Annotated in this window: 21 protein-coding genes; 10 read left to right on the plus strand and 11 right to left on the minus strand. The window is 64.8% G+C overall.

All coding sequences use genetic code 11. The features are described from left to right. The first annotated feature begins 60 nt into the window (after nt 1-60). Nucleotides 61-879, plus strand: a complete 819-nt coding sequence (locus KHP60_RS13960) for an SDR family oxidoreductase (protein WP_213564928.1) — start codon at nt 61-63, stop codon at nt 877-879. A gap of 184 nt (nt 880-1,063) precedes the next feature. Here the strand turns inward: KHP60_RS13960 and KHP60_RS13965 are convergent, their stop codons facing one another. Next, entirely contained in the window at nt 1,064-1,999 is a 936-nt protein-coding gene (locus KHP60_RS13965) for a class I SAM-dependent methyltransferase (RefSeq protein WP_213564929.1), read from the minus strand. A gap of 679 nt (nt 2,000-2,678) precedes the next feature. Here KHP60_RS13965 and KHP60_RS13970 point away from each other — a divergent pair. The 4 genes from KHP60_RS13970 to KHP60_RS13985 all read left to right on the plus strand — a co-directional run bounded on the left by KHP60_RS13970 (nt 2,679) and on the right by KHP60_RS13985 (nt 6,798). Then, complete coding sequence (locus KHP60_RS13970) at nt 2,679-3,734, plus strand: ligase-associated DNA damage response exonuclease (protein ID WP_213564930.1); 1,056 nt, start codon at nt 2,679-2,681, stop codon at nt 3,732-3,734. Further along, complete coding sequence (locus tag KHP60_RS13975) at nt 3,731-5,464, plus strand: cisplatin damage response ATP-dependent DNA ligase (RefSeq protein ID WP_213564931.1); 1,734 nt, start codon at nt 3,731-3,733, stop codon at nt 5,462-5,464. Before KHP60_RS13970 ends, KHP60_RS13975 begins: the two co-directional genes overlap by 4 nt. After that, entirely contained in the window at nt 5,461-5,910 is a 450-nt protein-coding gene (locus KHP60_RS13980) for a secondary thiamine-phosphate synthase enzyme YjbQ (RefSeq protein WP_213564932.1), read from the plus strand. The genes KHP60_RS13975 and KHP60_RS13980 overlap by 4 nt, the downstream gene beginning before the upstream one ends. A 216-nt stretch (nt 5,911-6,126) precedes the next feature. Next, nucleotides 6,127-6,798 carry a response regulator transcription factor gene (locus tag KHP60_RS13985; RefSeq protein ID WP_213564933.1) on the plus strand — a complete coding sequence of 224 codons (672 nt, stop codon included), beginning with the start codon at nt 6,127-6,129 and terminating at the stop codon, nt 6,796-6,798. Nucleotides 6,799-6,930: 132 nt separating this feature from the next. Here KHP60_RS13985 and KHP60_RS13990 read toward each other — a convergent pair whose 3' ends face one another. Continuing rightward, nucleotides 6,931-7,872 carry an alpha/beta hydrolase gene (locus KHP60_RS13990; protein ID WP_213564934.1) on the minus strand — a complete coding sequence of 314 codons (942 nt, stop codon included), beginning with the start codon at nt 7,870-7,872 and terminating at the stop codon, nt 6,931-6,933. Between the two features lie 111 nt (nt 7,873-7,983). Here KHP60_RS13990 and KHP60_RS13995 point away from each other — a divergent pair, with 111 nt between their 5' ends. Then, on the plus strand, nt 7,984-8,247 hold the full coding sequence (locus KHP60_RS13995) for a DUF6460 domain-containing protein (protein ID WP_213564935.1): 264 nt from the start codon (nt 7,984-7,986) through the stop codon (nt 8,245-8,247). Nucleotides 8,248-8,264: 17 nt separating this feature from the next. After that, nucleotides 8,265-9,602, plus strand: a complete 1,338-nt coding sequence (locus KHP60_RS14000; RefSeq protein WP_213564936.1) for an MATE family efflux transporter — start codon at nt 8,265-8,267, stop codon at nt 9,600-9,602. Nucleotides 9,603-9,611: 9 nt separating this feature from the next. On the opposite strand, the gene KHP60_RS14005 is transcribed toward KHP60_RS14000, so the two are convergent. Together KHP60_RS14005 and KHP60_RS14010 are read right to left on the minus strand one after the other, a co-directional pair. Continuing rightward, nucleotides 9,612-10,697 (minus strand): quinone-dependent dihydroorotate dehydrogenase, encoded by a 1,086-nt coding sequence (locus tag KHP60_RS14005; protein ID WP_213564937.1) that lies wholly within the window; start codon nt 10,695-10,697, stop codon nt 9,612-9,614. After that, a complete protein-coding gene (locus tag KHP60_RS14010) occupies nt 10,694-11,038 on the minus strand; it encodes a DUF952 domain-containing protein (RefSeq protein WP_213564938.1) in 345 nt (114 codons plus the stop codon). Before KHP60_RS14010 ends, KHP60_RS14005 begins: the two co-directional genes overlap by 4 nt. Nucleotides 11,039-11,192: 154 nt before the next feature. On the opposite strand from KHP60_RS14010, the gene KHP60_RS14015 reads away from it, so the two are divergent. Then, entirely contained in the window at nt 11,193-11,825 is a 633-nt protein-coding gene (locus KHP60_RS14015; RefSeq protein WP_213564939.1) for a helix-turn-helix transcriptional regulator, read from the plus strand. 7 nt (nt 11,826-11,832) lie between these two features. Here the strand turns inward: KHP60_RS14015 and KHP60_RS14020 are convergent, their stop codons facing one another. Continuing rightward, a complete protein-coding gene (locus KHP60_RS14020; RefSeq protein WP_213564940.1) occupies nt 11,833-13,566 on the minus strand; it encodes a lysine--tRNA ligase in 1,734 nt (577 codons plus the stop codon). 259 nt (nt 13,567-13,825) lie between these two features. Beyond that, nucleotides 13,826-14,614: a transporter substrate-binding domain-containing protein gene (locus KHP60_RS14025; RefSeq protein ID WP_249688781.1), complete on the minus strand. Its 789-nt coding sequence runs from the start codon at nt 14,612-14,614 to the stop codon at nt 13,826-13,828. Between the two features lie 157 nt (nt 14,615-14,771). Between KHP60_RS14025 and KHP60_RS14030 the strand changes: the two genes are divergently transcribed. Then, nucleotides 14,772-16,655 (plus strand): glycosyltransferase, encoded by a 1,884-nt coding sequence (locus tag KHP60_RS14030; RefSeq protein WP_213564942.1) that lies wholly within the window; start codon nt 14,772-14,774, stop codon nt 16,653-16,655. 179 nt (nt 16,656-16,834) lie between these two features. Here KHP60_RS14030 and KHP60_RS14035 read toward each other — a convergent pair whose 3' ends face one another. Beyond that, nucleotides 16,835-19,024: an ATP-dependent RecD-like DNA helicase gene (locus KHP60_RS14035; RefSeq protein WP_213564943.1), complete on the minus strand. Its 2,190-nt coding sequence runs from the start codon at nt 19,022-19,024 to the stop codon at nt 16,835-16,837. 91 nt (nt 19,025-19,115) lie between these two features. Further along, nucleotides 19,116-19,781 carry a trna delta -isopentenylpyrophosphate transferase gene (locus KHP60_RS14040; RefSeq protein WP_213564944.1) on the minus strand — a complete coding sequence of 222 codons (666 nt, stop codon included), beginning with the start codon at nt 19,779-19,781 and terminating at the stop codon, nt 19,116-19,118. 362 nt (nt 19,782-20,143) lie between these two features. Between KHP60_RS14040 and KHP60_RS14045 the strand changes: the two genes are divergently transcribed. Then, nucleotides 20,144-20,794, plus strand: a complete 651-nt coding sequence (locus KHP60_RS14045; RefSeq protein ID WP_213564945.1) for a hypothetical protein — start codon at nt 20,144-20,146, stop codon at nt 20,792-20,794. Here KHP60_RS14045 and KHP60_RS14050 read toward each other — a convergent pair. The 3 genes from KHP60_RS14050 to KHP60_RS14060 are packed head-to-tail and all read right to left on the minus strand — an operon-like array spanning nt 20,791 to nt 23,917. Continuing rightward, nucleotides 20,791-21,792 (minus strand): metallophosphoesterase, encoded by a 1,002-nt coding sequence (locus tag KHP60_RS14050; protein WP_213564946.1) that lies wholly within the window; start codon nt 21,790-21,792, stop codon nt 20,791-20,793. The genes KHP60_RS14045 and KHP60_RS14050 overlap by 4 nt on opposite strands. Next, a complete protein-coding gene (locus tag KHP60_RS14055; protein WP_213564947.1) occupies nt 21,789-23,624 on the minus strand; it encodes an AAA family ATPase in 1,836 nt (611 codons plus the stop codon). The genes KHP60_RS14050 and KHP60_RS14055 overlap by 4 nt, the downstream gene beginning before the upstream one ends. Further along, entirely contained in the window at nt 23,621-23,917 is a 297-nt protein-coding gene (locus tag KHP60_RS14060) for a hypothetical protein (protein ID WP_213564948.1), read from the minus strand. The genes KHP60_RS14055 and KHP60_RS14060 overlap by 4 nt, the downstream gene beginning before the upstream one ends. Between the last annotated feature and the right edge of the window lie 110 nt (nt 23,918-24,027).

The following is a 24,027-nucleotide window of genomic DNA, read 5'->3' on the forward strand; positions in this document are numbered from 1 at the left end:
TCTCAGAAGATCATTTCAGCTTGGGCAACGCCAGCACCGAGAACGAAAAGGCAAAACGCCATGCCCGATGATTTCCAGTTTCAGAATGCCGTCGCCGTCGTCACCGGGGGCACGCAGGGGTTGGGCGAGGCCATCGCCCGCACCTTCGCCGAGCGCGGCGCCAAGGGCCTCGTGATCTGCGGGCGCAACACGGAGCGTGGGCATGCCGTGGCGCGGGAGATCTCGAACCAGGGCTGCCAAACGGAATTCGTGCAGGCCGACCTGGAAAGCGTCGAGGAGGCCCGCCAGGTGACCGCGCGGGCGGACAGCGTGTTCGGACGGGTCGACGTGCTGGTGAACGCGGCCGGCATCACCGATCGCGGCACGATCTTCGACACCAGCCCGGAGCTCTTCGACCGCATGTTCGCGGTCAATGTGCGCGCCCCCTTCTTCCTCATGCAGGAGGCCGCCAAGATCATGCGGCGCGAGAAGATCGAAGGCGCGATGGTCAACATCCTGTCCATGTCGGCCCATGGCGGCCAGCCCTTCATCACCGCCTATAGCGGGTCGAAGGGCGCGCTCGCCACGCTCACCAAGAACGCCGCCTTCAGCCTCATGCCCTGGCGCATCCGCGTGAACGCCCTCAACATCGGCTGGATGAACACGCCGGGCGAGGACCGGATCATGAAGACCTATCACGATGCCGAGGACGGCTGGCTCGAGAAGGCCGCGAAGCAGCAGCCCTTCGGCCGCCTGCTGGATCCGAAGGAGGTCGCACGGGCCGTGGCTTTTCTGACGAGCAGCGAATCCGGCATGATGACCGGCTCGGTGATCGATTTCGACCAGTCGGTGGCCGGCTGCTATGAGAGCGCGCCGCACCCTTCGACGCCGCCGCAATAACCGCATTTCATACAGACAACCTCACCCTGAAAATCTGGCCGATAAAGCGCCGGTAGCCCTCCTCCCCCTTGTGGGGAGGAGTTGGAGGTGGGGGTGTGGGCGATAGCCTATCAAGCTCAGGCGCCGGCACCCCCACCCTTGATCCCTCCCCACAAGGGGGAGGGAAAAACGAGTGCTCTTCAGGTCACGATGCGCGCTGCAGCACGCACAAGAACCCGGGAACCGGCACGCCGCGATCCTCCCGGGTCGAGACGCGCTCGAAGATGACGAGGGTGAATCCTTCTCTTTCCGCGAGCCCGCGCAGATAGGATTCGCCATGCGCGTATCGGGCATCCTCGCCGAGGACGAAGCCCTCGCCCCCGTGCGCCTGGACGGTGAAGGCGAAGAGCCCTTCGTGCTCCAGCACCCGATGCGCCTCGCGGAAAACCGGATCGAGCGCCGCCATGTAGACGAACACGTCGGCCGCCACGACGAGATCGGCCTCGCCCATCCGACGACTGTTCAGGAAAGTGACGAGCTCGCCTTCGTGCAGGGCATCGTAGAGCTTTGTCTTCTCCGCCTTCTCCAGCATGCGCGGCGAGAGATCGACGCCCTCGATGGCGGCGCAAGACCCTGCGAGCTGCTGCGCCATCAGACCGGTGCCGCAGCCGAGATCGAGGGTCAGTCCGAACCGGTAATCCCGCATCCGCTGGGAGCAGGCTCGGCGCAGGGCATCGGCGATCAGCTCAGGGCCACGATAGGCGAGGCTCTTGGTCAGGTGCTGGTCGAATTTGGGCGCGTAATCGTCGAAAAGCGCCCGCACGTAGCCATCGGTGATCGCCTCGTCGGGCGCAAGCGCGCCGAGCCTGGCGAGATCGACACGCACGCCCAAGGCATCCTCGGGCTCGAGCGTGAGGGCCCAACGCAACGCCTCCACCGCCTCCTCCTGCGAACCCAGTTCGGCAGCCGAGCGGCCGAGCATGGCCTGGGCGGGGGCAAAGTCCGGTGCGAGCTCGATCACCTGCCGGGCCAGATCGGCGGCAGCCTCGAAGTCCCTCTCATCGAAGGCCGCGCGGGCATATTCGTAGCGGCGGTCGGCGCGAAAATCGCCGGTGGATCGGACATTCGAGGGCTGCGGCATGGCTTTTGGATGCGGGAGAGTGGAGGAGCTGTCAATGGCGCGCCCGCGTCAGCCTGGATCCGCTGGCAATCGGGGATCGCGTGCCCAGGGTGTTGTCCCCGTCGAGCAAACGCACCACGCGGTCGCATCGTATTCCGGCAGCTGTCGGCCGGGCCGGGTTCCGGGATCAAGCTCGGCGCTATGCATCCTCTTCCCTGCGAGCGCTTTCGCCCACTCCGGTCGGGCAGGACACTGTCCTTGGGTCACACCCGCCTTCGTACACCCTCCTTGGTCGACCGTCCTTCGTCACCCCCTCTGCCGTCATCACCGGGCTTGACCCGGCCATCCCGATGCTGTGAGGCGCGGCGCTTCAGGCATCGGGATCACCGGGACAAGCCCGGTGATGACGTTGGAGAACGCCAGGGCCGGACGGGGCAAGCCGATCTGGGATCGTGAAAACCAGCCTCGCACCGTCATCCCCCCGAAGGCCGGGATCCATAACCGCGACGGCACTCCACCCTGCCCCGATAGGGGTTCTGAATCCCTCTGCGCGGGGAATGACAATGTCGGGGTTCAAGCGCCCCATCCTGCCCGCATTCCCGGATCGCCTGCGCCGTCCGGGATGGCAACGGAGAATCTCATCGAGGACAGCGCTTCTCCTCGGCCTGACATCGACCGGCCGGACCCTATATTCTCACCCATGGCACTGCGTTCCACCGACATCCTCACCCAGACCCCGCAAGGGCTCTATTGCCCCCTCGGCGACTTCCACATCGATCCGGTCCGTCCCGTGAAGCGGGCGCTCGTCACCCATGGCCATTCGGATCATGCCCGCTCCGGGCACCGTTCCGTCCTCGCGACGCGGGAAACCCTGCTCATCATGGCCGTCCGCTACGGGGCGGATTTCGCAGGCGCCACGCAGGAGGCTCGCTTAAGCGAGAGCCTGCGCGTCGGCGACGTGACCGTGCGCTTCACGCCCGCCGGCCATGTGCTGGGCTCGGCGCAGATCGCCATCGAGGCGGGAGGCACCCGCGTCGTGGTGTCGGGCGACTACAAGCGGGCGGAGGACCCGACCTGCCTGCCCTACGAGGTCGTGCCCTGCGACGTCTTCATCACCGAGGCGACCTTCGGCCTGCCGGTCTTCCGCCATCCGGACACGCGCGCCGAGGTGCGCAAGCTCCTCGATTCCGTCGCCCTGTTCCCCGAGCGTGCCCATATCGTCGGCGCCTATGCACTCGGCAAGGCGCAGCGGGTCATGGCTCTCCTGCGCGAGGAGGGCTACGATCAGCCGATCCATCTGCACGGCGCCATGGAGCGCCTGACCGAATTCTACAAGTCGGAAGGAATCCCCCTGGGGGAGACGCCCAAGGTCGTGGCCTCGGAGCGGTCGAAGCTCGCCGGCGCCATCGTGATCTGCCCGCCCCCCTCGATCCAGGACCTGTGGTCCCGCCGCTTTCCCGATCCCGTCACCTGCTTCGCCTCCGGCTGGATGCGGGTGCGGGCACGGGCGCGGCAGAAGGGCGTGGAGCTGCCGCTGGTGATCTCCGACCATTCCGACTGGGACGATCTCTGCCGCACGATCCGGGAAACCGGCGCCGGCGAGGTCTGGGTCACCCATGGCCAGGAGGACGCGCTTGTCCATTGGTGCACCACCCACGGCATCAAGGCGCGCCCCCTGCACATGCTGGGCTATGGCGACGAGGGCGAGGCGGAGGAGCCGCCCGCGGCCACCGCAGAAGCGGGAGGCGCCGCATGAACCGCTTCGCCGCCCTCCTTGACCGCCTCGGCTACGAGCCCCGCCGCAACGCGAAGCTGCGGCTGCTCGTGGACTATTTCCGCCACACCCCGGACCCGGACCGGGGCTATGCGCTGGCCGCCATGACCGGAGCGCTCATGTTCAAGGAGGCCAAGCCCGGCCTGATCCGCGGCCTCGTCGAGGAGCGAACCGATCCGGAACTGTTCCGCATGTCCTATCACTATGTGGGGGATCTCGCCGAAACCGTGGCCCTGATCTGGCCTGCGCCGGGGCACGAGAGCGTGGCTCCCGCCTCAGACGCTCCGGCTATCGGCCACAACAACCCGCCGCCCCATGTTCCGACCCTTACCGAGGTGATCGAGACGCTCGCGACCACGAGCAAGAGCGACCTGCCCGCCCGGGTCGCCGAGTGGATGGACGCCCTCGACGAGACCGGACGCTGGGCGCTGATCAAGCTGATCACCCGGGAGCTGCGCGTCGGCGTCTCGGCCAGGCTCGCCAAGACGGCGGTCGCCCAACTCGGGCAGATCGAGCCCGACGAGGTCGAGCTGATCTGGCACGGGCTCGAGGCGCCATACGAGGACCTGTTCGCCTGGGTCGAAGGAGAGGGACCGAAGCCCGAATCGGGCAACCCCGCCCCGTTTCGCCCCTCGATGCTGTCGCATCCGCTGGAGGACGAGGATTTCGCCAAGCTCGAAGCGTCCGAGTTCCTGGCCGAGTGGAAATGGGACGGCATCCGCCTCCAGGCCGCCGCCGGCCATGGCAGCGACGGGCGCCCGGTGAAGCGGATCTATTCCCGCACCGGCGAGGACGTCTCCCGCGCGTTTCCGGATCTCGTGGAGGCGCTGACCTTCGAAGGCGCCATCGATGGGGAATTGCTGATCGTCCGCGAGGGCCGGGTCCAGAGCTTCAACGTGCTGCAGCAGCGCCTGAACCGGAAGGCCGTGACGCCGAAGCTCATCGCGGAGTTTCCGGCACACCTGCGCGTCTACGACATCCTGTTCGAGGGCGAAGAAGACCTGCGCGGGCTCCCCTTCGCCGAGCGGCGCAAGCGCCTGGAGGCGCTCGTCGCCCGCATCGACGATCCGCGCATCGATCTCTCGCCCATGGTGCCCTTCGCGACCTGGGAGGATCTCGCCGCCGCCCGCGCCGATCCGGCTACCGTCGGTGCCGGTCCCGACGCGGATGCCATCGAGGGCTGCATGATCAAGCGGGCGAACAGCCCCTATCTGCCTGGCCGCCCCAAGGGCTACTGGTACAAGTGGAAGCGCGATCCGTATCTCGTCGACGCCGTCATGATGTACGGCCAGCGCGGCCACGGGAAGCGCTCGTCCTTCTATTCCGACTACACCTTCGGGGTCTGGCGCGACGGGCCGGGGGGCGAAGAGCTGGTGCCGGTGGGCAAGGCCTATCACGGCTTCACCGACGAGGAGTTGGTGAAGCTCGACCGGTACGTCCGCAACCACACGGTCAACCGCTTCGGGCCTGTGCGGGAGGTGGAATACGGCAAGGACCGAGGCCTGGTGCTGGAGGTGGCCTTCGAGGGGCTGCAGCGCTCGACCCGGCACAAATCCGGTGTCGCCATGCGCTTTCCCCGCATCAACCGCATCCGCTGGGACAAGCCCGCGGCGGAGGCGGATCGGATCGAGACCCTCGAAAAGATCCTGGAGCGGGGCGAGAAGGAGGTCTATCCCCTGCACGACAAGGAACCGAAGAGGCAGAAGGGATGAGGATCGAAACCCTGTCCGAAGGTGGGATCACGCGGCAGGCCAGCGGAAGGCTCGGCGTCGATACGCGGGGTCAGGGCTTCACCGAGATCACGGATGCGGTGGCGGCTTGGGTGTCCGGCACCGGCATCCGGCACGGGCTTTTGACCATTTTCTGCCGCCACACCTCGGCCTCGCTCCTGATCCAGGAGAATGCCGATCCGGATGTCCGCCGGGATCTGCTGCGTGCCTTCGATCGTCTGGCGCCGCGGGACGCTGGCTATGTCCACTCGACCGAGGGCCCGGACGACATGCCGGCCCATATCCGGACCGTGATCTCGGGCGTCTCCCTGAGCATCCCGGTGACGGAGAGCCGGATGGGCTTGGGCACTTGGCAGGGGATCTACCTCGCCGAGCACCGGGACAGGCCTCATCGCCGGGATCTTATTGTTCACCTGATCGGGGCATAGTCCCTATGATCGAGTGTGACGCCTCCGTACTTTCCCTTAGAATAGCCAAGGTCTTCGATTGCCGCCTTGCTATTTCATCGGGGATGCGGCTAGAGCATTTTCAGCGAAGTGGATCCAGTTCGCCGTCAAAAATGGGGCAGAGCAAAGAGGAGAGATGGTTCCACCGCGTGGAAACAGCTCTAGGCTCAAGCAAGCGTCTCGTGGGAGAAGGCACACGTGCAAAGTCAAACCACCACGATCATCATTGCCGATGACCATCCGTTGTTTCGCGGGGCATTGAGGCAGGCCGTCGCCTCCACCATGCCCCAGGTCCGGGTCATCGAGGCGAGCGGCATGGATGACTTGAACGCCACGCTGACTCAGGAGCGGGACGTCGACCTGATCCTGCTCGATCTGACGATGCCGGGCGTGCAGGGCTTTTCCGGTCTGATGTCGCTGAGGGCCCAATACCCGGAACTGCCCGTCGTGATTGTTTCCGCAACGGAAGAGCCCACCGTGATCCGCCGCGCCATGGACTTCGGCGCCTCCGGCTTCATCCCGAAATCCATCGACACCGACAGCATCGGCGGCGCCATCCAGGCGGTGCTGGCCGGCGACACCTGGACCCCGCCGGACGTGGACCTCTCCGCTTCCGAAGATGCAGAAACCGCCGATCTCGTCCGCCGCCTCGGCACGCTGACCCCGCAGCAGGTCCGCGTCCTGACCATGCTGTCCGAGGGCCTGCTCAACAAGCAGATCGCCTACGAGCTCGGCGTCTCGGAAGCCACCGTGAAGGCTCATGTGTCGGCCATTCTCGACAAGCTCGGCGTCGACAGCCGCACGCAGGCGGTGATCGCGGCCTCGAAGATCGGCGTGACCCAGCGCCCCTCCCCGGCCGGCGCCGACTAGAGCATCGGACCCAAAAGTGGAATCCACTTTTTGGGATTGATCCGATGCTTCCTCCTTTGGTGAGCGCATCGTTCGGCGCGGACCCAGAGGGCCGCGTCAGCGAAAACCGGGTCCCCTTTTCCGCACGATGCGCTAGAGCCCCTCGATGAACCCATCGATCCGCGACAGCGCCTGCTCCGCCAGAGCGCTGTCGAAGCGGATAAACACGTGGCAGCCGCCGGGCCAGACGGCGAGGTCCGTCCTGTTGCCGGCAGCGGCCCAGCGGGAGGCCATGAAGAGGCTGTCGTCGAGGAGCATGTCCCTGGTGCCGACGGAGAACAGGGCCGGCGGCAGACCCGTCAGGTCGGCATAGAGAGGCGAGATGTCGGGGTCACGCCGGTCGGGGACCCCGCCACAGAAATTCTCGGCGAAGACCTTCACGTCGTTCGTGTTGAGGATCAGTCGCTCGCTGCCCCAGTGCCGGACGCTCGGCGTCAGGGTGAGATCGTAGCAGCCGGCGAACAGGTTCGCGCCCCGGAAGGGGGTCAGACCGTGCCTGCCCCGCAGCCGCAGGATCGTCACCGCCGAGAGATGGGCGCCCGCCGACTCGCCGCCGATGAACAGGCGGGAGGTGCCAAACCGGCTCTCCATCTCCCGGATGACCCAGAGAGCGGCCGCCTCGCAATCGTCGGGCGCGGCCGGATAGGGGTGTTCGGGCGCCAGGCGATACTCCACGGAGACGACCGCCAGCCCGCAGCGTTCCGCCAGGCGGTCGAGCCACGGGTCCTGCTCGTCCGCCGTACCCCAGGTCCAGCCGCCGCCATGGATATGGACATAGACGCCGCGCGGGTTGTCGGGAGCGATGATGCGCAGGGGAATGGGACCGGCCGGCCCATCGATGGAAATGGTCCGAGCCCGGTGGCTCGACGGCATCAGGGGGAAAGGACCGAGCCCTTGGCGCCGCCGCTCCCGCACCACGGCCGGGGGCACCGACATCGGATCGGGCAGCACGGCGAGCTTCGCCACGATGTCCGCGTTTTGGGCGTGGATCTCGTCGCTGATGGCGGAGGAGTCGAAAAGGGCTGGATCGATCATGCGAAGCTCGGATTGGGTTGCGTTCGTCGCCGGCCCTTGCGATGAAGCACACGCAACGACCCCAAGTCTATTGCGCTTTCTTCCAGTGACGCTTTCTGACGAGATGAGGACATGTCCAATCTGAACCGCTTTCTCGGCGGCTCCCCCGGCTCCGTGCTGGTGAAGCTGATTTTCCTGTCCCTGCTCGTCGGCGCCTTCCTGGCATTTCTCGACATCACGCCTGTCGGACTGATCGAAGGCTTGTTCAACTGGATCGCCTCGGTTCTCGATCTCAGCCTCGAGACTGTTCTCGATGTGGGACGCTGGATTCTGTACGGGGCGGTCATCGTCGTGCCGCTCTGGCTCATCTCGCGATTGTTCGGCAGCCGGCGCTGAGACCTTCGAGGACCATCATGGACGGCTCAGCGACCGCTCGGCGGCTGGACATCTCCCATCGCCGCATCCTGGCCCTCGCGCTGCCGATGACCCTGTCGCATGTGACGACGCCCCTCCTGGGGCTCGTCGATGCCACGGTGATCGGACGGCTCGGCGAGGCGCATCTGCTCGGAGCGGTCGCGCTGGGCGCCGTGATTTTCGACTTCGTGTTCTGGAGCTTCGGGTCCTTGCGCATGGCGACCGCCGGCCTGACCGCCCAGGCGACAGGCGCCGGCAACCGGCATGAGGTCGACCTGACGCTCGCCCGGGCCTTCCTGGTGGCCGGCGTGACGGGCCTCCTGCTGATCCTGCTGCAATGGCCCATCGCGACGCTGGCCTTTTCCATGGCGGGCGCGAGCCAGGCGGTGACGGATGCCCTCTCGACCTACTTCTTCATCCGTATCTGGGCGGCGCCGTTCACCCTGGCGAACTATGTGATCCTCGGGTCGACCCTGGGGCGCGGCCGCACGGATCTCGGCCTGTTGCTGCAGGTGGCGATCAATGTGGCCAATATCGTTTTCACGATGGCGCTGGTCCTCGGCTTCGGTCTCAGTATTGCGGGTGCTGCCATCGGCACGGCACTCGCCGAGGTGCTCGGCGTAGGCCTCGGCATCGTGGTTCTGCGCCGCCTCGGCTCGAACCCGCTGGCGGTCACGTGGCATGAAGTCCTGAGCCGGGCCGCGATGGTGCAGACACTGGCCATGAACCGGGACATCATGATCCGCAACGTGGCGCTGATCCTCGCCTTCTCGATCTTCAGCGCCCTCGGAGCACGGTCCGGAGATGTGACGCTCGCGGCGAATGCGGTGCTCTACAACATGTTCCTGATCGGCGGCTATTTCCTCGACGGCTTCGCCACCGCGGCCGAAACCCTGTGCGGCCAGAGCATCGGCGCCCGCGACGAACGGAGCTTCCGGCGCGCCATCCACCTGAGCCTGGGGTGGAGCCTCGGCTTCGGCCTCGCCGTGTCGGCCATCTTCCTGATCGGCGGGGGGTTCTTCATCGACTTCGTGTCGACGAACCCGGAGGTGCGATCCTATGCGCGGGATTATCTGGTCTTTGCTGCCCTGACCCCGCTCTTCGGTGCCGCGGCCTTCGCCTTCGACGGCATCTACACGGGAGCGACCTGGACGCGATCCATGCGCGACCTGATGGTGATCGCCTTCATCGCCTACGGAGCCGTTCTTCTGGTGGCCGGTGATCTCGGCAACACGGCGCTCTGGATCGCCCTCCTGATCTTTCTCAGCGCTCGAGGCCTCGGCCAGTTCATCCTTTATCCAAGGCTGGCGAGGAAGACTTTCGCCAGCATGTCTTGAGCGGGGATCTTAAAGCCGCCCCTGGGCGAACGCCGATGCATCGCGACCGAGGGCTTGCGCCAGCGACGTGCTTTCGTTTTCGAGTGTCTGCAACAGCCCGCGCTTGATGTCGCCGATGAGGCCGGGGCCCTTGTAGACCATGGCCGAGTAGAGCTGCACCAGGCTCGCCCCGGCGCGGATCTTGGCCCAGGCCGCTTCAGCGGAGTCGACGCCGCCGACGCCGATGAGCGGAATCTTGCGCTCCACGCGCAGGAATGTCTCGGCGAGAAGTTTCGTGGACGGCACGAACAGGGGCCTGCCCGACAGACCGCCCGTTTCCGAGGCGAGCGCCTTCTCCTTCAGGCTGTCGGGCCGGGCAATGGTGGTGTTGGAGACGGTCAGCCCGTCGATGCCGCGCCTCAGCGCCGTGGCAACGATGGCATCGAGCGTGTCGAGCGAAATATCAGGTGCGATCTTCAACAGGACGATGGTCTTGCGCCTGCCCTGGTCAGCCTTGTCGCGCGCGTCCAAGCTGCGGGCGAGGAGATCGTCGAGGAAAGCCTCTCCCTGCAGGTCGCGCAGTCCCGGCGTATTGGGAGAGGACACATTGATCGTCAGAAAATCGGCCAGCCCGCACAGGCGCTCGATGCACAGAGCGTAATCGGCGATGCGATCCGTCGAATCTTTGTTAGCCCCGATATTGACACCGACGATGCCCGGACGTCCGCGGCGGTTGGCGAGCCGCCGGCGTGCTGCATCGAGCCCCTCGCTGTTGAGGCCGAACCGGTTGATCACGGCCTCATCGCGCGTCAGCCGGAAAACCCGAGGGCGCGGGTTGCCCTCTTGCGGTTTCGGCACCACGCCACCGAGTTCGACGAAGCCGAAGCCGAGACCGAGGAGCTGGTCGGGCACTTCACATTGCTTGTCGAAACCTGCCGCAAGTCCCACGGGGTTGGGAAAATGCTTGCCGAATACGTCCATCGAGAGACGTGCATCGTCCACGGGGGCCGGCGATATCGGCATCAGCGACAAGCCACGGATCGTCAGCTGGTGCGCCGTCTCCGCATCGAGCGCATGAAGTGCGGGTTTGGCCAGGGAAAAGAGAGCGCCGATCATCGCGAAAGATCCGGAAAAACGTGCTGGCCATCCGGGCCGAGGGGCAGTGGCTTCACCCATCGAACGGCGGAAAGGGGCAGCGGAGCATAGAGGTGCGGGAACAGGTCTCCGCCGCGGGAAGGCTCATAGCGAAGAGCTTCGCCCAGCGAATCGACATCGACGGCAACCAGCAGCAGGTCGTTCTGCCCGGCAAAATGCCTTTCAGCCGTCTCACGGACCTGTTTGGCTGTTGAAAAATGGATGTACCCATCTTGGATATCGATGGGTGCTCCTTCGAAGGATCCGGCCTTTTCAGCCTCCTGCCAAAGCAAAGCAGGGCAAATTTTGTAAATAATGTGCATGAAGTCTTGAGTAGCCGCGCGTCACATCAGGAGCAACCCAAATTAGACATATTGTCTCAATAGATTGTTGGCAGTTGTCTAAGCTTTCGGTCACATTTAATTCCTAATTATAGGTTCGCTTTCATTATATTTCGCTCTAGCGAAGGTTAGTACAATGTTATCTCACGAGCGGGTCTGGGCTGCTATCGATGCGTTGGCATCACGTCATGGCATGACCGCATCAGGACTGGCTCGCAAGGCCGGTCTCGACGCAACCAGCTTCAACAAGTCGAAGCGCGTGAGTCCTGAAGGCCGGGAGCGATGGCCTTCCACGGAGTCCATCTCGAAAATCCTGAAAGCCACCGGCGCAACCCTGGAGGATTTTCTCCGCCTCGTCGAGCCCTCCGGCTCCCTGCGCCGTTCCATGATCCCGTTGATCGGCATGGAGGAAGCGGCCGTCGGCAAAGTCTTCAACGAAGAAGGCATGCCCAACGAAGGCCCTGGCTGGGACGAGATCGAGTTCCCTGATTTCGGCCAGGAGAAGGTTTTCGCTCTCGAAGTCACGGGCGATGCCCTGGCTCCACTCTATCGCGACGGCGATATCCTCATCGTCTCGCCGACGGCCAGCACCCGCAAGGGCGACCGGATCGTCGTGTGCACGACCAATGGGGAAATTCTGGCCAAGGAGCTCAAGCGCCGCTCGGCCAAGACTCTGGAAATGACGTCTCTTGCCAAGGATCAGGAAGACCAGGTGATCCCGACCGAAGAGGTCTCCTGGGCCGCCCGGATCATGTGGGCGCGGCAGTAGGCGCTCTTCAAGCCGCGCGGCCGGCCTCGCGCTCCCTCAGGAAAGCCTCGTGCTCGCGCACGAGATCGCCATTGAGCGCTTTTTGGATCAGCGCCCGCGTCTCCTTCACCCCGTAGAGGGCGACGAACGAGCCGAAGCGCGGACCGCGGGGCTCGCCCAGCAGCACCTGATAGATCGTGTTGAACCACTCGATGGACACGCCGGGACGCTCGGGCGTTGCGCCCTTGGCCTTGAGATCCTGATAGCGCGGTTCGGCCCGGCCCACATTGTAGATCTCTTCCTGGATCGCCTCCGCCGTCGCCGGGCGGTCTCCAGCCTCGAAGGAGCCGAGCACCTCTTCCAGGCGCTGCAGGGACGCCGCCTCGACCTCATCCGCCAGGCGATAGGCCTTCTGCGGCTTCACGAAATCTTCGAAGTAACGCACGGCTCGCTTCACGAGGCTGTCGAGACGCGGATGGGTTTCGGGTGAAACACCCGGCGCATAGCGGCGGATGAAGCCCCACAGCACATTGGGATCCTCAGAATTCGCCACCGCCACCAGGTTGAGCAGCATGGCGAAGGAGATCGTCGTCCCGGGCTGATTGCCCCCGTCGGACGACACCAGTTCAGGGGCCGGCGGCTCGCCTGCATGGAGATGCCAGACCGGATTCATCAGGCGCGCCTTGGCATCCTGCGCCGGATACTTCTCCAGGAAGGTCAGGTAATCGTCGACCTGCCGCGGGATCACATCGAAGTAGAGCTTCTTCGCCTCGCGCGGCTTGTTGAACATGAACAGCCTGAGGCTGTCCGGCGTGCCGTAGGTCAGCCACTCATCGATGGTGAGCCCGTTGCCCTTCGACTTGGAGATCTTCTGGCCCCTGTCGTCCAGGAAGAGCTCGTAATTGAATCCATCCGGAGGCAGGCCGCCGAGAGCCTTGGCGATCTCGCCGGACAGCTTCACGCTGTCGATCAGGTCCTTGCCCGCCATCTCGTAGTCGACGCCGAGCGCCACCCAGCGCATGGCCCAGTCGGGCTTCCATTGCAGCTTGGCATGGCCACCCGTCACCGGCGTCTCGAAACGCTCGCCCGTGTCCGGATCGCGCCAGACGATCGTGCCGGCATCCAGCTTTCGCTCGTCGATGGGCACCTGCATGACGATGCCGGTCCTCGGGTGGACAGGCAGGAAGGGCGAGTAGGATTGCTGCCGCTCCTCGCGCAGCGAAGGCAGCATGATCGCCATCACGGCATCGTAGCGCTCGAGCACGGTGAGCAGGGTCTTGTCGAAGCGGCCGGCCTTGTAACACTCGGTCGCTGACATGAACGCGTAGTCGAAACCGAAGGCATCGAGGAATTCGCGCAGGCGCGCATTGTTGTGATGCGCGAAGCTCTCATGGGTGCCGAACGGGTCCGGCACCTGGGTCAGCGGCTTGCCGAGGGCCGAGGCGACGAGATCCTTGTTCGGGATGTTGTCCGGCACCTTGCGCAGGCCGTCCATATCGTCCGAGAAGGCAACGAGGCGCGTGGGAATGCTGTCTCCGGTCAGCACCCGGAACGCATGGCGCACCATGCTGGTGCGGGCGACCTCGCCGAAGGTCCCGATATGCGGCAGGCCCGAGGGACCGTAACCCGTCTCGAACAGAGCCTCTTTCTTTCCCGTCCGTTTGAGCCGCTCGATGAGCTTGCGCGCCTCCTCGAAAGGCCAGGCATTGGCAGTCTGGGCGGCTTCAATCAAAGCAGGATCAAGGGTCAGAGGGTGAGACATGGGCCTAGTGCTTGCAGGGAAATGCTTCCGGAAGCGCGGCACACTAGAGCATCGAACCCAAAAGTGGAATGCACTTTTGGAGCCCATTCGATGCCCCATTTTTCAAAGAGCGCGTCGTCCGGGGCGGGAAATCGGAGCCACTTTTCACTGGCGTGGCCCTGCGGTTCGCCGACGCGGCCCTCCGGGTCCGCACAATGCGCGGGATGAGACCCGCGAGGGACAATGCGGCAAACCCGTCCGACGGGAGATTGAGGAATGGTCAGAACGGGCTGATCGGGAAGAAGCGCAGATAAAGCTCGGCGTACTTCCCTTCCTTCCACAACTGCTGCAGGGCGAAATCCAGGCCGCGGCGCAGGTTCTCATCCTCGGTCCGGGCAATGAAGCCGATCCCTTCCCCGAAGAAGCGGCTCTCCAGGTAGGGCCCACCGGAGAAGTCGCAGCATCCGCCCGCGTCCTCACCCCCGATCCAGAGCGCAAGACCGAGACCATCGGCGAACAAGTAGTCGATTTCGCCTGCCTTCAGGGCAGCCTGAGCAGCGGCCAGCTCCGGAAAGGGCTTGAGGGTACCGCCCGCCATGAAGGTTTTGGCGAAGGCCTCATGGGCCATGCCGCCGACGACGCCGATGGTCTTTCCCTGAAGGACCTTGGCTTCGGGAGCCGGCTGATTGCGGTCCTTGCGCACGGCAAAGCGCGCCGGAATCTTGAAATAGGGGGCCGTCACCGCGAAGCGCCGCCGCAGATCCGCGGTTATGGGAATGGCGGCAGCCACCACGTCGCCCTGCCGTTCGTTCAGGGCGTCGAGCAGCATGTCGAAACGGCGGACCTGGATGGTGCAGGTGATGCCGAGGCGCTCGCAGGCGGCGCGGGCGAGTTCCACCGACAGGCCGGTCGGATTGCCGTCCAGCCCCGGAAAGTGAAGCGGCGGGAAATCGTCATCGACGAGAAAACGGATCGTCCGGGTGGTCGGCAGGTCGGGCCGGTCGAGCTGCGCCTTGGGATCCCAGAAGTTCGGAATGGTCACCCCCTGGGCCTGCCCAGGGCTCGGCATCAACAGGAGAGCCGATAAGCCCCAGACAACCCCGAGGGGCTTGATCTTGGAGGCGAAGCGCGCAACCAATGTAATAATATGCTGAAACATTGAATGATATTCTCTTGCACACGACCCGGCACCCATCAAGAGCGCCTTCCAAAAGCGTCCTGTGCTCATGAGGCAGGGTCTAGCGGAGCCAAGCTCACAGTCAACAGCACTGCCGGTCGAGATCGGCTTCCTGGCCCATCACGGGCATCCGCCGGAAACCTTGCGCCAAGCCGCGATCCTCGCTCAATCGGCCGGGGTGCCGGCCGATGAATTTGTGCTGAAACACAACCTCGTCGGCGAGGATGATTTCTACCGCGCCCTTGGGGCCGAACTCCAGCTGCCTTTTCTGGCGGCCCCTCGCCTGTCGCGATCGGCCCATTACCCGAACAGCGTCCTGGCCGGCATCGCCCCCTTGGCCGACCGGAATTCCGGCTTCGTGATGGCCCCTCGTGCCGAGGCGCTCGCCCGTGTCCTGAGAACGCCCCCTCGTGGCTGGCCGCTGGCCGTCACCTCACCGTCGCGCTTGCGAAAAGCGGTCTTTCGCGCGCAAGGCCCGTGGATCGCCCATCGAGCCGCGTCCGATTTGGCTGAACGAAGTCCCAATCTGGCAACCGACCTCAGTTATGCGCAGATCGCCGTTCTGTTCATCGGTGTTGCGCTCGTCTCGTTCGGCATCTGCCACGCTCCCGGGCCGACGGTCGCAACCATGGGGGTCGCCCTGGGGCCGCTGTTCCTGGGGATGATCGTCCTGCGGCTCGCGGCCTCGATCATGAACACTCCCATCGAGCCGACAATCCGGTCATCCCGCGCCGAGGATGCCGATCTGCCGGTTTATACGATCATCGCGGCACTCTACCGGGAAAAGCGGGTGGTTGCCCGGCTCACCCACGCCCTGTCGCGGCTCGATTACCCTGCGGCGAAGCTCGACATCAAGCTCGTGCTCGAAGCCGATGACCGGGAAACCCTGGAAGCTCTTCAGGCCATCGAACTGCCGGGCAATGTGGAAATCATCGTCGCCCCCAGGGGCGAGCCGCGCACCAAGCCGCGGGCGCTCAACGTCGCCCTGCCCCTGACACGGGGCCGCTATACGGTCATCTACGATGCCGAGGACGTACCTGATCCCGGCCAGTTGCGTCTGGCCGCGGCCCGATTTGCCGGTCTGCCGCAGAACGTCGCCTGCCTTCAGGCGCGCCTGACCATCGACAACACGGACGATTCCTGGCTCACACGGCTTTTCACCATCGAGTATGCGGCCTTGTTCGATGTGCTCAATCCAGGCCTGGCGGAGATCGGAAGCCCTATCCCCCTGGGCGGCACCTCGAACCATTTCCGCACCTCGGTCCTGAAAGCGATCCACGGCTGGGATGCCTGGAACGTCACCGAAGATGCCGATCTCGGCATCCGTCTGGCGCGGCTGGGCTACGACGTCAGGGATCTTCCTTCCTCGACCCTCGAGGAGGCACCGAGCAATCTGGGAATCTGGATGCGGCAGCGAACCCGGTGGATGAAAGGTTACGCCCAGACCGCAACCAGCCATTCACGCAAGCTTGGGGTTGTGCTCCGGCAATTGGGCATCTGGCGCTTTTACGGTGCTCTTGTTCTGACCTGGGGCATCGTGCTCAGCGCCGTGGTCTATCCGATCTTCTCCGCACTGTTCCTGACCTCATGGCTTTCCGGAACGACGGGGGCTTCCGCTTCGCGATGGGAGCTCATGGGGCATGCTTACAGCCTGACACTGTTCTTCTCTGGAGCGATTGCCATCTTCGCTCCGGCTTGCATCGGCCTGTACAGACGACGGCTCTGGCGGCTTCTGCCATGGGTGCCGCTGCTGCCGTTCTATTATGGGCTTGTCAGCCTCGCGGCCTGGAGAGGTTTGTGGGAGTTGGCCACTGCAACGTTCCGCTGGAACAAGACGAGCCATGGCCACGCCCGGACGTCGCGGAGCGGCATCGTTCAGAAGCACCAGGCCAGGGTGCTCGACATCAGGTCGTTGAAGACGGCGCCACCGTAGCGCCACCAGAGGAGGCCGCCTGATGCGACCAGACACAGGACCGCACCGGCCAGAAGGCCCGCACGGACTCTCCACTCCTGCCGCTCGGCTTGTCCGGTTCCCGCACTCACGTATTCGTATCCTTCAAAGGCGGCTGCTGAAGAGCCAACATAGAGCGCTCCGCGTCCAAGGAAAAGACATCAGGCCTGCAGCCAGTTCCGCAGCCTGGAGAGGCGCGGCTCTTCCTCCTGGGAGACGGCCTGAGCCAGCGCGGCGCGGCTTCCGACCAGGATGACGAGGCGGCTTGCGCGCGTCACGCCCGTATAGAGGAGCTTGCGCCGCAGCATGGAGGCTTGCTGCAGTGCCACGGGAATGATCACCGCCGGATATTCCGATCCCTGCGCCTTATGGATCGTCACCGCATAGGCGAGTGCCAGCTCGTCGAGTTCCCTGAGGGTGTAGACCACGAGCCTGTCGTCGAATGCGACCGTGAGTTCGCCGTCCGTGCGGCTTACCTCGCGGACGATGCCGACTTCTCCGTTATAGACATCGCGCTCGTAGTCGTTCCTGACCTGCATGACCTTGTCGCCGGGACCGTAGATCCATCCGGCACGGTGCAGGCTCTCCGGCCCCGGGGGATTGAAGATCTGCTGCAGTTCACCGTTCAGCATATGCGTGCCGAGCCGCCCGCGGTTCATCGGGCACAGGACCTGGACGTCGCGCACGGGATCGAGACCGAACTTTCTCGGGATGCGATCGCGCATGAGGATCGTCATCTTGGCCGTCGCGTCCGCGGGCGCATCCGCCTCCACGAAGTAGAAGTCGGAATCCGGTCGATGCACCAGATCGGGCACGAGGCCGCGATTGATGGCGTGCGCCACCGTGATGATACGGCTTTCGCGTTCCTGACGAAAGACTTCGCGGAGGTGCACGACCGGAACGGCGCCGGACGCGATGATGTCGGAGAGGATCTGTCCGGGCCCGATGGAGGGAAGCTGGTCGACGTCGCCGACAAGGAGCAGGCAGGCCTCGTCCGGCAAGGCGCGCAGCAGAGCCGCCATGAGCCGGATATCGAGCATCGAAGCCTCGTCCACGACGAGAAGATTGCAGTCGAGCGGCGCCTTGCCGTTTCGCCGGAACCCACCCTCGGAGGCTTCCAGAAGCCGGTGCACGGTCTTGGCGGCAAAGCCCGTGCTCTCGGCCAGCCGTTTCGCGGCCCGGCCGGTCGGCGCGCAAAGAGCAACCCGCAATTCATGCTTCGCACAGAGATGCGTCAGGCTCCGGATGAGGGTGGTCTTGCCGACACCCGGGCCGCCGGTGACGACAAGCACCTTTGCCCGGCAGGAGGCGATGAGCGCCTCGCGCTGACTGGCCGAATAGGAGACTCCCGTGGCAGCCTCGGCCTCGGCGATCACCTGTGCAGGATCAAGCCCGCGCCAGGGATGGAAGCCTTGCGCGATCTCCTTCAGGCGCTGTGCGATGAAAAGCTCGGCACCGTAGAGGCTCTTGAGGAAGATGCAGCGATGACCATCGAGTTCATCCGCCGCAAGCTGGCCTGCCGCACATTGCGCATCGAGCACGGGCGCCAGCCGAGCCGTCGGCACGTCGAGCAGAATGCCCGCCTGCTGCAGGAGCTCATCAACCGGCAATCCGGAATGCCCATCCTTCACCGCGTCCGACAGGATGGTGGCGAGACCGGCCTGCAGCCGTATCTCGGCTGTCGGCTCGATGGAGAGCCGCATGGCCACTTGATCGGCCAGCGCGAATTCGAAACCGGGAATGTCGAGAGCAAGCCGGTAGGGATTGGCCGAGATGATGTCGATGGCTCCGACACCATAGGCGCGGTAGATGCGCGTGAGCAGGAAGCCGCCGATGCCGTGGGCATTCAGGAAAGCCGCAATGTCCTTGAGGGTACGATGCTCGGCCCAGGCTTCGCCGATGCTGAGAGCCTTCGCCATCCCGATGCCGTGCACGCGCGTCAGCTCGTGCGGCTTCCTTTCGATGACGTCTAGAATGCGCGATCCGAAGGAGGCGATGAGCCGTTGCGCGACGGCAGGACCGACGCCCTTCAGGAGCCCGGATCCGAGAAAGCGCTGCAGGTCTTCCGCCGTGGTCGGTGCCGAGGTCTTCAGCTCACCGGCCCGGAACTGAACCCCATGATTGCGATCGTGCAGCCATTCACCGCTCGCCTCGACGACTTCCCCGATGGCGACCGATGGAGCATGGCCGACGACGGCAACGGGCCTGCGGTGTCCCCGCGCCTTGACGCGCAGCACGCAGAAGCCGGTCTCGTCGTTGTGGAACGTCACCCGCTCGATGGAGCCGACGAGGTGTTCGGAGAGGGACAGGGCGTCCTGGCTGGAAGCAGTGACGGCGGAGGATTTCGGCATCAATCAGCGGGACCACGAGCGCCGGGACGCCATTGAGAATAAAAAAGGACGAGGCGGCATCAATCCGTCTCGTCCATGATCGCAGCGAAATTTAGGCTGCCTTCTTGGTCGGCCAGCCGAGTTCGACGAGGCGGGCCTTGGCGAAGTCGCGGATCTCGTCGCGAATGCCTTCCGGCAGATCGGCGAGCACCTTCTGCGTGTCGGCGTGGAGCATCAGGTCCGTGACCGCATTGATGGTCTTGGCCTTCTTGATCTTCGTCTTCAGATCGTCCTCGATCTTGCCGTCGGCCGCCGCCGCTTCGACCTTGCCCTTCTGCGGCTCGGTCTTCTCGAGCTCCACGTGCGGGTCGGCATAGCCCGGCCGGCCCTGCTTGAACTCGTCGGCCTCCTCCTCGGAGTAGACGTAGCCATGCAGTTCGATCAGCTTGAGGATCACGCGGTCCTTCGCCCGCTTCTCCGCCATGGCGTAGACATAGGCCGCCTGCTTGCCGGAGACGCGGTAGTTCACGCCGATCAGTGCCTCGCCGATCGACCACTCGACACGATCACCCATGCGACCGGTCACCTGGATGACGGCCTCGTCCCGCTCGGCGCGAATGATCTTGGGTTCGTCGAAGACGACCTTCGCCTGGGCGGCAATGCGCTCGAGGGTCTTGTGATAGATGACGGCTGTGCCCTGGACGCGCCAGACGTTCCCGGCCATCGGCTCGCCGAATTTCGCGAGCACCTCGGAAATCTTCTTGTCCGTCGTATTCATCCTCGTTCCTAACTTTCTCAGGAGCCCGCAAGTCGGTCACGCGCTCTTGTCGCAGCCTTGTCCCGGCGGGCGCGTTCGTTATTTGTTCTATATCAAATTTTGACCTTCCGGTCCACTTTCAGCTGCGTGATATGAGCCAATACCGGCTTTTAAATCAAAGACTTACTCCATGTGCCATTTTGTCTCAAGCTTGCAGGGGGCAGCCTTGACCTCGTCCTCAGGAGGCTCCTCTCCCGTAAGCGCGGAAAGTTTGACCAGGATCATTGCGTTCTATATATGTTCTCGTCATACGACCGTGCTCAAGAGCTGCCGGGATGCCCAGCGGCCCGCCCATCCCTTTGAAAGCCTAGCTGGAGGCCCCGATGTCCGCGCAAGCGCTCCTCGACCTTTCGGACCGGCGTCCCACCCGGCGCCCGGGAACCCGCCGGACCCAGAGGCGTCCGTCCGCGCCCCTCACGCGCAATGCCCTGATCGCCGACTACCTGGCGCTCTGCGAGCTTGATGCGGAGGTGGAGTCCCTGCGCGCGCCGGCGGACCCGGCCGAGTTCGCCGTTGGGGACGAAACCGTCGCACACGTGGCGGATTTCGAGATCGTGAAGGATGGCGGCGCCTATCTGGTCGACGTGGTGACCGACGACGACCTGCTGAAGCATCCCCTGCGTGCCGCGGCGATCCATGGCATCACCTCATCGGATGGCCGCCCGTTCCTGATCGAAACGGCCGCCAGCATCCGGGCCGAGCCGCGATTCACGACCATGCGCCTCATCCTGGCCTGCAAGCGCACTCCCGTGACCGCGGGAGATCGGGTGCGGGTCCTGCATCAGCTCGACGAGATGGGCACCATGCGGCTGGTGGACTGCGCCAGTGCGGTCATGAACACGCAGGACGGCGTGGCGGCCGTTCTGGCGCTGGCCTGCGAGGGGCTGATCGCGGTCGACATCAGCCGTCCGATCCTGCCGGAAACGCAGGTGCGACGGCGCCGCCTGCCCTACGCGGATCCGTTCGCGTTTTAAGACTGGGCGGCGTGGCGCTCCACCGCCTCGCTGAGGAGCGAGCGAACGATGGCGCGCACGGCTTCCGACGTGTCGTCGTCGGTGAACTTGGCTTCGATCTCGTCTCGGATGATGGACCCGTCGCCGCTCCGCTTCAGTTCGGTCGAGGATTCAGCCTGCAGCAGCGTGACGAAAGCGCTCTCGACCTGCCGGGCGACAGCATCGCCGTCGGCCGCGTCGACCACGCGTCCCGTGAGATCGAAGACATTGCTCTCGAACGGCAGAGCCTGCGGCTCCAGCGCGCCGCTGCCATCCAGAATCCAGGCGCGGGGAACATGATCCACGAGATCGACTGACTGGCGGGTGATATTGCCGGGATTCATCCAGCGCGTCCGCCCGGCGAGAACGGATTTCTGGGTCTTGTGGATGTGGCCGTTGACGAGCACATCGCATCCCTCGACCGCAAACGGCGGCACCGCTCCCGGATAGCCGCCATCGAAGGCGATGTCGTGGTGCGTGAACCATGCGTGGAGATCGACACCCGTGAAGGAGCCGCGCGCATCGGTCGGAATCGCCTGACCGTAGGGTGTCATGCCGACGCCGATCCGCCGCGCACCGATCTGGAATTCGGTCACGGGCGCCGACGTGGCGACCACGTCGACCACATCGCACAAACCCAGCAGCGCCAGCGAGTCGCTGTCCGTGAGCGTCGTATGCTGGATGTCGTGATTGCCCACATTGACGATCGGACGATGGCGGAAGCCCTTCAGAACGCGGACGAGCTGGTTCTTGAGCGCCACGTCGGTCTCGACCGGCCGATCGAACAGGTCGCCCAGGATCACGACGGCAAGCTGTCGCTCGTTGGCTATAGCGACACAGCGCTCCAGCTTGCCGAGCACGGCCTGCGGCCAGACGACATCCTTGCGCCGTCCCGGGCGCCTTGAGCCCACATGCGGATCCCCGATCACGAGGACACCGTTGCAGGCGATCGGGGGAAGACGATCTCCGGACAGGATCATGCGGTCAGCCGCTCCGACGGCGTGGAGGTAAGAGAGGAATGGGCGTGATGGTCCAGCAGGGTCTCGGGCTTCACCGGCGAGCCGCAGGTGGGGCATAGCCCACCTGTCTCCTCGACGAGGCGCGCCATTTCAGCCTGGAGGGAGGTCAGTCCACCGTCGACCTGTGCGATCCGGCTCTGCGCGATCAGAGCCGCAGAGCGAAGATCGTTCATGCGCTTCAGGATGTTTTGTGCCGACGCGATGTTTTCAAGGGCTGGAAGAGCCGCAGGCAGGCTCTCCAGCGCCGCAAGCCGCGCCTTACTCCGGGCAAGGCCGCGACTGAGCCCGACAACGCGTTCTCCCAGCCGCTCGCGCTCGCGGGAGCGCTCCACCATGCGCGTGAGCCGGGTCAGCTGCTCGCCCTCGAGTAGCTTTGCCGTGATCGCGGCCCGCGCCTGTGCCCTCTCCAAGCGGCGCGTGAGATCGGCGAGCTGCGACGCGCGCTGCTGCAGTCTCTGCAGGTGGGCCGAGGTGTCCTTGAGATTGTCCCCCAGGCTGCGGATGGTCGACAGCTTGTCCTTGAGAGCATCGAGATCCTTCAGCCCTTCAAGGGTCTCGCCGAGCGCGATCAGTTCCCGCTCGCCGTTGCGCACGAGATCGTTGTCCCGCCGGCAGCGTTCGCGATGAATGACGAGCATGTCGCGGATGTAGCCCGCCTCCTGACCGATCGACAGAACGGCGGAGCGGCGGGACGCCGTCTCGCCGAGAAGGAACACGGGAAACTTCTGATGCGCGATGTGGACGTCGAGGTCTTCCACCTTGCGGATGCGGATGAGGTCGGTAACCCAATCCGGCACGGTGCGCCCGCCTGTCTCGTAGCGCATGCCCTGTTCCTCGACGATGGAGCCGTCCGCTTCGTGCAGGGACCAGATGTTGACGGGCGATCGGCGGGGCTGGCGCGTGAAGCGCAAGACCCGGCGGCCGGCAACGCCGATCTCGATGCCGGCCGCCTTTGCGCCCGCCCGCACGAGGCTGTCGCGGGCCTCGCCATAGAACACGGCGCGCAAGGCCCGGATGAAAGTGGACTTGCCGCGGTTGTTCGGGCCGATCAGCGCATTCACCCCCGGGCTCAAGGGAAGCGTCGCGTCCTTGTAGGCCTGCACATTGACGAGGCGGATGAAGCGCAATCCCGGTTGTCCGTCGTCCCATGCGGCGCTGGTGTCGGAGGACTGCACGTCGACGCCGGAGACAGGCTCACCGGCAATGCGGGCGATGTGGAACTTGCCGGAGAACTGGGACAGGTCGTGGTGCGAAACGGCGAGGCACTGCACGCCAAGACGCGCCGCGCCGTCCTCCAGCACCCTGTAGAAGGACGAGACGCGATCCGGCGCGATCCAGCAATCCGCCTCGTCGAGAGCGAGGAACCGGGCGACATCCGCCTTGACCACCGCGATCAGCCGCAGCGCCATGCCGACCACATTGGTCAGCGCGCCGCCATTGTCCTCCAGCACGTCCTCGAGCGTGCCGTCCTGACGGCGCACGCAGATGTCAAGAGAGGCCAGACCGCGCTCGGTCGAGAGATCCAGGGCCACAGGCTTCTCACCCGGCAGAACCTCCTGCACCAATGCGGTCAAAAGGGTTTCGAACGCAGACAGGCTGCGGCGGCTGGCAGAGCCGTGTACCGCTTCGATGAAGGCCTCCACCTCGTCCTTGACGGCAAGGCGCCCTTTGGCGAGCTCGATCGCGCGCGTCAGCTCCTCGCGTCGTACCTGCAGGGCATCGCGCCGCCCCTCCAGGCGCGCAAGCGACGCTTGCGTGCGCGCGACGTCATGATCGATGGAATGCCCTGTCAACGCTCGTCTCCAAGCTGCTTGAGACGCGTTTCGACCTCGCGCAGCGACGCGCCGAATTCGTCGGCAAGCTTGGCATTCTTAGCCTGCGCCTGCTCGATCAGGGCCTGGATCCGTCCCTCGTCGTCCGTACCCAGTTCCGACAAGGCCAGTGCCCTCGCCTCTTCGAGTTCGCGCGTCAGGCGTTCGACCTCGCCCTCGGCGCGGATCCGCTCCGCCCGAAGCTTGTCGAAGGTCTTGCGCATCTCTTCCAAGCGCCGGAGCTGGTCTGTTTCAAGGCGGGTCAGGTTGGTCATGGCGTGTCGAATCCGCTGCGATGAAATGGCCTAGCTTCAGGTATCGTCAGCGATATTTCGCCGCAACGACTTTGCCTCTTTTTCGGCGGGTTCAAGCGCAATCTCTTCAA

It is taken from the genome of Microvirga sp. 3-52 (assembly GCF_018383585.1).
Classification (GTDB): Bacteria; Pseudomonadota; Alphaproteobacteria; order Rhizobiales; family Beijerinckiaceae; genus Microvirga.

Bases quoted from the DNA above. Each gene is read 5' to 3' on its own strand.
- KHP60_RS14040 (WP_213564944.1), bottom strand. From the start codon at position 19,781: ATGAATACGACGGACAAGAAGATTTCCGAGGTGCTCGCGAAATTCGGC.
- KHP60_RS14015 (WP_213564939.1), top strand. From the start codon at position 11,193: ATGTTATCTCACGAGCGGGTCTGGGCTGCTATCGATGCGTTGGCATCA.
- KHP60_RS14035 (WP_213564943.1), bottom strand. From the start codon at position 19,024: ATGCCGAAATCCTCCGCCGTCACTGCTTCCAGCCAGGACGCCCTGTCC.
- KHP60_RS14005 (WP_213564937.1), bottom strand. From the start codon at position 10,697: ATGATCGGCGCTCTCTTTTCCCTGGCCAAACCCGCACTTCATGCGCTC.
- KHP60_RS13960 (WP_213564928.1), top strand. From the start codon at position 61: ATGCCCGATGATTTCCAGTTTCAGAATGCCGTCGCCGTCGTCACCGGG.
- KHP60_RS14025 (WP_249688781.1), bottom strand. From the start codon at position 14,614: ATGCCGAGCCCTGGGCAGGCCCAGGGGGTGACCATTCCGAACTTCTGG.
- KHP60_RS13980 (WP_213564932.1), top strand. From the start codon at position 5,461: ATGAGGATCGAAACCCTGTCCGAAGGTGGGATCACGCGGCAGGCCAGC.
- KHP60_RS14020 (WP_213564940.1), bottom strand. From the start codon at position 13,566: ATGTCTCACCCTCTGACCCTTGATCCTGCTTTGATTGAAGCCGCCCAG.
- KHP60_RS14060 (WP_213564948.1), bottom strand. From the start codon at position 23,917: ATGACCAACCTGACCCGCCTTGAAACAGACCAGCTCCGGCGCTTGGAA.
- KHP60_RS14030 (WP_213564942.1), top strand. From the start codon at position 14,772: ATGAGGCAGGGTCTAGCGGAGCCAAGCTCACAGTCAACAGCACTGCCG.
- KHP60_RS14010 (WP_213564938.1), bottom strand. From the start codon at position 11,038: ATGCACATTATTTACAAAATTTGCCCTGCTTTGCTTTGGCAGGAGGCT.
- KHP60_RS14050 (WP_213564946.1), bottom strand. From the start codon at position 21,792: ATGATCCTGTCCGGAGATCGTCTTCCCCCGATCGCCTGCAACGGTGTC.
- KHP60_RS13990 (WP_213564934.1), bottom strand. From the start codon at position 7,872: ATGATCGATCCAGCCCTTTTCGACTCCTCCGCCATCAGCGACGAGATC.
- KHP60_RS14045 (WP_213564945.1), top strand. From the start codon at position 20,144: ATGTCCGCGCAAGCGCTCCTCGACCTTTCGGACCGGCGTCCCACCCGG.
- KHP60_RS14000 (WP_213564936.1), top strand. From the start codon at position 8,265: ATGGACGGCTCAGCGACCGCTCGGCGGCTGGACATCTCCCATCGCCGC.
- KHP60_RS13975 (WP_213564931.1), top strand. From the start codon at position 3,731: ATGAACCGCTTCGCCGCCCTCCTTGACCGCCTCGGCTACGAGCCCCGC.
- KHP60_RS13970 (WP_213564930.1), top strand. From the start codon at position 2,679: ATGGCACTGCGTTCCACCGACATCCTCACCCAGACCCCGCAAGGGCTC.
- KHP60_RS13995 (WP_213564935.1), top strand. From the start codon at position 7,984: ATGTCCAATCTGAACCGCTTTCTCGGCGGCTCCCCCGGCTCCGTGCTG.
- KHP60_RS13965 (WP_213564929.1), bottom strand. From the start codon at position 1,999: ATGCCGCAGCCCTCGAATGTCCGATCCACCGGCGATTTTCGCGCCGAC.